Below are 3,972 nucleotides of genomic sequence, written 5' to 3' on the forward strand. Positions count from 1 at the left end.
CTGGTCGAACGTAAAAGCCGTATTTATCTGACGAAGAAGGTTTTTTCTAAAGACTCTGCCGAAGTTGCCGCCGCTATTATCTCGATGCTGAGCGGCTATAAGGACGTCTGTCACACAATCACGTTCGACAACGGCAGGGAGTTTACCCGGCACAAGGAAGTCGCTGACGCGTTGGAAGCGGAAACCTACTTCGCTCATCCATATGCCTCGTGGCAGCGCGGGCTAAACGAGAACACCAATGGGTTGTTGAGGCAGTTTATCCCGAAAGGAACTGACCTGACGGCAGTGACGGATGACGAGCTCCGCAAGTACCAGGGAGCACTGAATAGCAGGCCACGGAAATGCCTTGGGTTCCGGCAACCTTCAGTGGTCTTTGTAGAGCTAAAACAGGCGGCTTAGCGTTGCACTTCAAACTTGAATCCGCCCAATCTTCTATCGGATCCACATACTGATTCGACTGGCGCACAATCAGGGCCAGCACATCCTCCTGCTCCGCCAGCAGCTGAGCCAGCAGTTCGGTGGAGGAGCGCAGTCCGAGCGAGGCCAGTTTGCTCTGCAAACGTTCCACCAGCCGCAGGGGTTTATGGCGGGCGCTGACCACCAGATCATCGCGGCACCAGATCTACAGAGTGGCGCTCTCATCGCTGGTTTCGCGAGCGTCAAAGGTCACATCGTTAAGCACCGCCATCACTGAAATCAGCTTTTTGCCGCAGAAGCGGCAGGTGTTGCGTCATAGTTTCCCAGCAGCGAGCCGTTGAAGCGATCTGCAGGAGGCGCTGGACGAAGCGGCAGATAACCTGCATATAGCCGCGTGCAATATCGCTGCCACGCTAGGTAGGCAACTCGGTTAACCGCGCGGGGCGGGCGCGCCACGATATCAAGATTTCCCAAGGGTCAGGCATGCCTGACTCGCTATTGCCAACCCGCTGCTAATGTTTTAACCGTTCCGTTGCCAGTCTCGCCACGTTCTGCATTTCATCCAGTAACTCAAACAGCTCAGACTCAACAGCGCTGATATCTTCATAGTGCCACAGGTTTTGCTCCAGCTGCAGGCACAGCTGTTTCATGCGCGGCACACCGCTGTAGCTGGCGCTGCCGTGCAGCTTATGGATGATATCGCGCAGCGCCGGTATATTATTTTCGCCAATATACTGGTCGATCAGCGACTGCACTTCCGGCAGGAAATCCACCAGCATCTGCAGCAGATCGCGGGCGAGGTCGGGCTTATTGGCTGCCTGACGTAGCGCCAGCGCCCAGTCGAGGGACGCCGGGATCTCAATCACCGGCGGCAGCGCCTGCCGCGCACCCGGCGAATAGCGCGCCAGCAGGCGGCTAAGTTTTTTTTCATCGATCGGTTTGGCAAGATAGTCATTCATTCCAGCTTTAATCAGCTGTTCGCGTTCACCATCCAGCGCGTGCGCGGTCACGGCGACAATCGGCGTATTAGCGTGCTGCGGCAGGGTGCGGATCTCTTCACTGGCGCGGATGCCGTCAATTTCCGGCATCTGAATATCCATCAGAATAATATCGAGATGCTGAAGCCTAGCCTGCTTGATTGCCGCTTCGCCGCTGTCACACAGGACAATGTGTGCCACCTGCTCTTCGAGAAGAGCGCCAATCAGCTTGAGGTTGGCTGGGTTATCGTCAACCGCCATCACTCGCAGCGGCAGGCGCGGGCGCTCGATCAGCTGCTGAACATCTCTGGTATGGTGATCGACCAGAATCGGCAGCAGGCGCGTCATCGAAATCGGTTTGATGAGGCAGGCGGTGACGCCGCGCGCTTTCAGCTCTTCGGTATACACCTGCATCTGGAACGGCAGACCCATAATCACGCTATCGGCGCGTTGCAGAATCGGCGTCAGCTGCTCACCGGTAATTTCCAGATGATGGCGATCGGCCACCGGTAACCCCATCAGCAGCACATCGTAGTGCGGGTCCGGCAGGTCAGCCAGTGTTGGGCTGTAGTGGATATTCATCGGCGTGATGCTGAGCATTTCCATCATTGCTTTGGCAGCGGCGGTGTTAGGCTCAACGTAGGCCAAGCTTTGCCCCTCAATGCAGTCCATCAGGCGTGGATCGCTTGCCGCATTGGGGTTCAGCGCCAGATTAATGTCGAACCAGAAGGTGGAGCCGTGGTTCAGGCGGCTGTGGAAGGAAATTTCACCGCCCATTTCGTTGACCAGCTTTTGGGTAATCACCAGCCCCAGCCCGGTGCCGCCGTGGCGCCGGGAGATGCTGGCATCAGCCTGGCAAAACGCTTGGAACAGCTGCGACTGCTGCTTTTCGGAAATGCCGATGCCGCTATCGTGGATCTGTACTTCCAGCTCCATGCGGTTATTACTCAGCGCCCGTTTTTCCACGCGAATATCAATATTGCCACGCTCGGTAAATTTAATCGCGTTACCCAGCAGGTTGACGATGATTTGCTGCATGCGCAGCGGATCGCCGATGGCATTATCCGGTACGTCGCTCTGAATATTCAACGTCAGCTCCAGCCCTTTATCGTGCGCCGACTGCGCCAACAGCACCACTACCTCATCCAGCGTGGCGCGCAGCGGGAACGGAATGGTTTCCAGAATCAGCTTGCCCGCTTCCAGTTTGGAGAAGTCGAGCACGTCATTGATTATGCTTAGCAGATTATTCGCCGAGCGTTCGATAGTGTGCAGATAGTCGCGCTGCGTCGAGTTGAGAGTGGTTTTCAGTGTCTGGCGGGTAAAGCCGATTACGCCGTTGAGCGGGGTGCGCAGCTCGTGCGACATGTTAGCGAGGAACTCGGACTTGATGCGCGCCGCCTCCTGCGCTCGTTTTTTTGCCAGATCCAGCTCAACGTTCTGGATCTCCATCTGCTCCAGCGTTTTGCGCAGATCGGACGTCGCCTGGTCGATATTCTGCTGCATCTCTTCGTGATAGGCCGTCAGCGACATCGCCATCGAGTTAATGCCGTTTTTCAGCACGTCCAGCCCGCCGAGCATATAGCCTTCAACGCGGCTGTCGAGCTGACCACGGCGAATACGGTCAACGGTACTGACCATATTACGAATTGGTCCCGTAACGTCGCGCATCAGGCGGTAGGCAAACAGCATCGCAATACACAGGCACAGCAGCAGCAGCAGGGTGGAGATCAACACCTCTTTATGCTGCTGCAGGCGCACCGACTGCAGGTCAAGCTCTATCGCCACATAGCCGAGTGGATTACCGGTCGGTTTGGCGTCCTGCCCCAGAGACTCATAGGGGTAGTAACTTTCAGAAAGGATCGGCGTGCGCAGAATAACGGAGTTACCAATACGCTGCTTCAGGTATTTAGCCGTCAGCGGGGTGTTATCCGGCAAGCGCAGCAGGTCAGGGGACTGATGATAATTTGAGGTGACGAACAGCTGATTATGGTCATCAAACACCAAGATAGCGCGCACGATATCCGAATGGCGGCGGTGCAGCAGGCTGAGCAGTTGGCGCACCGATTCGCGGCTGTGGATGGTCATACCGTATTCGCTGGAAACGGCCAGCGGCTCGATAATATTTACCCCGGCATCGGTCAGCTGGGTCTGCAGCTCGTTATAGTGATTGACGATAAAAAACATCGACAGCAGCAGCCCGATCATCAGCGTCGGCGCCAGAATTAAGATCATCATGCGTGCCCGCAGGCTGTATTTGGTCATAATATTCCCTGTGCGCGGCGTGCAGCTCTGCCATCCATTGCGTATTATCGTGAATGAGTCGAATTTTTTCTGCCGCTATGCTAGGTTAAACTCCTGACTAGACCAATTTTTTCCAGTAATTAACGATGACTTTATCGAGAGGCTTTGTTAAATAAATAGAGATTATGCTGCGACCCCATAAAAACAGCAAGCATCCATAACGTAAAATCAGTAAGTTACAGCCAGTGTTCGGTAATCCATGCTGGAATGGCTAGCATCTTTCGTCTTCGTCCAAAACCAGCATATTAAAACAACATGATTACCTATTATTCAACAA

2 protein-coding genes are annotated in these 3,972 nt (G+C 54.9%); one reads left to right on the forward strand and one right to left on the reverse strand.

From position 1 onward, the window contains the following. Nucleotides 1–399, forward strand: a 399-nt coding sequence (locus tag BBW68_RS00165) for an IS30 family transposase (protein WP_148127474.1), incomplete at its 5' end; no start/stop codon positions are given. A 530-nt stretch (nt 400–929) separates the two neighbouring features. Here BBW68_RS00165 and barA read toward each other — a convergent pair. After that, nucleotides 930–3,656 carry a two-component sensor histidine kinase BarA gene (barA, locus tag BBW68_RS00170; protein WP_070133509.1) on the reverse strand — a complete coding sequence of 909 codons (2,727 nt, stop codon included), beginning with the start codon at nt 3,654–3,656 and terminating at the stop codon, nt 930–932. Nucleotides 3,657–3,972: the final 316 nt, after the last annotated feature.

The organism is Candidatus Erwinia dacicola, assembly GCF_001756855.1.
Classification (GTDB): Bacteria; Pseudomonadota; Gammaproteobacteria; order Enterobacterales; family Enterobacteriaceae; genus Erwinia; species Erwinia dacicola.